Source organism: Brucella sp. 22210 (genome assembly GCF_052045675.1).
Taxonomy (GTDB): Bacteria; Pseudomonadota; Alphaproteobacteria; order Rhizobiales; family Rhizobiaceae; genus Brucella.
Genome location: NZ_JBQEPD010000095.1, coordinates 1 through 4081 on the forward strand (window position 1 = coordinate 1; position 4081 = coordinate 4081).

Genomic DNA, 4081 nt, shown 5'->3' on the forward strand with positions numbered 1-4081 from the left:
GGCCTAGGCCATCTTCAACAAAACGCCAGATGGCGACCGCGAGCTTTCGAGCGAGCGCGATGACACCGATCTTGCGAGATCGGCCCGAACCCTCCCCGAAAGCGCTACGGTACCACTGGGATACAGCGCTTGCCGGCTGATACCTCAGCCAACACCACGCAAGCTCAACGAGCAGCCTTCTGGCGAAACGGTTACCGGCTTTGCTGATTCCCTGACCATGCTTCACAGCACCACTCGCATACGGACGCGGTGCCAGACCAAGAAAGCTCGCCAAACACTTTCGATTGGCAAATTGGCGGTGGAACACCTCCGACACCAGCAGTACAGCGCTCAGTCTGCCAACACCCTTAAGCGTGGAGATGCGGTGAACCTTATCGACGTTGGGAATGCCAAGAGTACAGTCCTTCAAGCCTTCCTCGAGCTGGCGGTCGAGATCGCGGATACCGTGAAGATTGAGCAAGGCACGAATACGGTTCACGTGGCGTGTCCTCTCGGCCGAAAGCTGCAGACGTTCTCTGTCGAGGCGTTTAGCATCCTCCTCCGGCGTAGGAACACGAACTTCGCGGCACACCGTTCTATCGCCCTGGTCGAAAGATCGGAACATTCGGACCATGGACTCAGCATCTAGCCGATCTGTTTTGGCACGGCGGCTTCGCCTGTTGACCAAGAAGCTGGTGGAGTCGAGCACAGACGTGCGAATGCCTCGCTTCCGCAAGAACCTCGCTAACCAGAAGCCGTCATATCCGGCCTCAAAGCAAACGACGATCTCTGCAGGGCGACCATCTATCTGCGCTGCGGCCGCTTGCGTGCTGTTCAACATCGCGACGAGCGCTGCGGTATCGCCACCGCGAACCTGGCGAAGCTTCACGCGATCTGAGCTTGGGGAAAGCACCGCAACTAACCATGTAGATTTGCTCAGCTCAATGGCTGCATATACTGGCACACTGGACTTGGCGTTCTCGTTCATCGGAGGCCTCCTCGTTGTCGATGAAGCGGATGAGCCGGGCGGCTCCTCCATAGCATCTACAACGAAATCCATCCCCATTCCGCTCTCAAGATGGCTTCCCCTCGGCAGTTCATCAGGGCTAAAACAATCTAGCCGACGTGTCCGGTGAAATGGGGAACACTCCAGCTGCCAAACCGTGTGAATATCCCCGCCTTCAGTCCATGGCTCTATAAACAACGTAACGCTGTCGAATGGTTCTTCAACACATTCAAACACTTCCGAGCCATCGCAACCCGATACGACAAACGCGACGATAATTTCCTCGCGTCTATCCAGCTTGCTTCAATTCGTATTTGGCTTCGATCTTATGAGTCGGTGACCTAGCACAAGAAAAAAAGCAGCAATCGCGTGGGCGAGATGCTGGAGCGAAGCTACACCGCCGCCCAAATCCAAGCATCTTCATCGCATTATGGCATCGAGGTTCTGGCTAGGATAACATTCAAATCGAAACGACCGATAATTCGAACCGTTCATTTGGATGCCGCCGCTAAGGCAGCAACTATCTCATCTTGCATAGCGCGAATTGCAACGGCCATACCGTCGGAAAGCAGTTTCGATCCAGGTCATTGTGATCTCAATCGAATGTAAGCGATCTGCTCGGCTTATATTCTCTTGAAATCACTCAACTCATTTTGGAAAGGGCTCGTTTTACATCGCCCCTCCCACAAATATATAATAATATCGAACGTCGATTCTGTTTTCGTCAATATTATTTTTCCAATAATCCAATTCCATTTCATTAGAACGAAGGTTCGGCAATCACAGTCGACTTCAATTAGAATATCAAAATTAAAAGAAATATATGGATATCTTGTCTTATAGGTGATGATATTAAGATTTTTCTGGTCTGAGAAATATTTATCTAAATCGAAATACATCGTCTTAAGCATTGCAAATTTTATAATATATTCCAATGCATATTTATGTCCTACGCCGAATTGACATATCGTGTTGTCCATATGCAGTAATTTTCCATTGAATAATTGTATATAATATTTCTATTCTCGTTAAACATAAAACTAAGAATTATGTGATTTAAATAGGTTTTTACTTTTTATATCTTGAAATATCTTTTCAAAGATATATATTTCTGATGAAAAATCGGCAATTTTATTCCCAAGTATATTCATCATCCCGTATTCATCAAGTATTCTATTCTTGTTGTAACAATTACTTATTTTGTCCAATACATTTGATATGGTGTTACTTATACTTTCTGCTAAATCATTTTGATTAATCTCATGTATTGGACATATACCCCAACAATTAAGGCCATTATCTTCAAACAATTTTTGAGTAAACATTGCTGCGCCCGCAACAGCAGCTAGCAGTACATCATGAACATTCGCGTCACTATCGGACACGAGGGAGTTCGTCGCCGTTATAATAACCTTTCCACCGTACCGATTGATCATATCTTGACCAATTGTTTGAAAAATCCGGCCAAATCGAATAACAGTTTCAATAAAGAGTTTTTCAACATCATGTATTCCAATCTGAGCAACGCTCGGAATTTCGACGCAATGCACAAGCGCCTTAAATGGGCCAGCTACGCGATTTAAATTGCGTAGGCGGCCCATTCCTTCAAGTGCAGAGCGCAACGAACCTAGTTCAGCCGATAGATTTCTTTCAAGCTGAAGCTGAACTATTCGATGCCCCCGGCGCAGCAAAGCGGCTGCTATTTGTTGGAAGACGATGTCGTTCACCGTGCCCGTTATGAGCACAGGCGTTTGTATTCGGTTCATGCCTCGCCTCGCCTCACTCTTAATGAAATATTACCTCCAAAAAATTGAATAATCAGCGATGCATAAATAATATATAGCATTTGTATGCTAAATACACATAATAGAAAGAATATAATCATGTCACAATTAATTGTTTCACCTTTTATTTCCGGAGTAATTATCGTAATACATGGCGAGAAAAATCGTATTTCAAAAATTCACCTTACCTCCAACGTCCTGAATGGAAAACTCTAGTATGATGGACTGATTGAGTCTCATATGTCGGATATTTTAGATCTATATTATACTAATATATATTATTTTCCGTGTATAGCTATTAGCGGAGGGAATTTTTTATTTTGCTAAAATATCGCGCTATATAATTAAAATAACTAAAATAAAAACACCAAGTATATCTTGGCTGCACTCCCAGCCTGAAACCTCTTCGGTTCAAATAAGAGCGCAAATCGTTGCGATTAATCGCCAGATATTATAACTCAGAATTTGAACTGTTTTGCGGAGGTTAAGCACAATATAGTAAGGATGCCGGGAAAGGGCATAGGACAATTATTGCATTGGTCTCCATGAGCGTATTTTCCACGACGTTACTCCGAAGTTCGTTCAGATAAAAGTGGCTCGGTAGGTGACATCGAAAACCTGACGCGACCTCGCTAGCTACCCTGTTCAGAGCTGAAAAGGACGCCGGGCGCAATCATCAGGCTGTAAACTTGCTTCTGCAATTCATAAATGCTGAGAGCGGCCTTATGAACGGTATCCGCGAGGTTGAACTTTCCGTCCCAATACCGCGATCACGGCGCTTGGAGGTCGAACGTGACAACCAATCCATACCTCTTACGCAACCTCTTGTGGAGTTCACAAACGGAAGAAGAGATCGTCAATTTCCAACAAGCGGATATCCTCAACACTTTGGACACTTAAAACACGGTTCTGGTCAGTCACTGCATCGGCCTTCAGTAGTGCAACAGCGTTCGTTCAAATTTCCGATCATAATTATACGGAGAATACATAAGAGGAATATAATATTAAGAACGGTGTTATTTTTGGTAGTTATGTCTTTAAGGGGGTGAGCGCCGGATTAAAATACCAATATATTGTGAGCTATTTCGAGCTCTGTCGGCGGCAATGGAGCAAGTGCCTGACGCTCGCCTCTTCGAAGAATTCGCGCCGGGATATGCCGATATGGGCGCATTGGAAGGTTGTTGTATGATCCGTGATGGCAGATTGAACGTGGCTCGGCACTGTAACGTTAACTTTGTTGTAAAGCTCAGCGGTAGATAAGATGGCATGCACGACCATCGCTCCTCGCTTTACCACCGCCATCGCTTTCCGC

Annotated in this window: 3 protein-coding genes and 1 pseudogene; 1 reads left to right on the forward strand and 3 read right to left on the reverse strand. The window is 45.4% G+C overall.

What is annotated here, in order from left to right; genetic code table 11:
- The coding region (locus ACTJKP_RS26445) for an IS110 family transposase (RefSeq protein ID WP_440632603.1) at nucleotides 1-967 on the reverse strand (967 nt) is incomplete at its 3' end.
- Nucleotides 968-1171: 204 nt separating this feature from the next.
- Here ACTJKP_RS26445 and ACTJKP_RS26450 point away from each other — a divergent pair.
- Nucleotides 1172-1330 (forward strand): annotated as a pseudogene (locus ACTJKP_RS26450) (IS5/IS1182 family transposase); the annotation flags it as partial.
- Between the two features lie 695 nt (nucleotides 1331-2025).
- On the opposite strand, the gene ACTJKP_RS26455 reads toward ACTJKP_RS26450, so the two are convergent.
- Both ACTJKP_RS26455 and ACTJKP_RS26460 read right to left on the reverse strand, forming a co-directional pair.
- Complete coding sequence (locus tag ACTJKP_RS26455) at nucleotides 2026-2751, reverse strand: hypothetical protein (RefSeq protein WP_440632775.1); 726 nt, start codon at nucleotides 2749-2751, stop codon at nucleotides 2026-2028.
- 1098 nt (nucleotides 2752-3849) lie between these two features.
- Nucleotides 3850-4081: hypothetical protein (locus ACTJKP_RS26460; RefSeq protein ID WP_440632776.1), on the reverse strand; the 232-nt coding region annotated here is incomplete at its 5' end.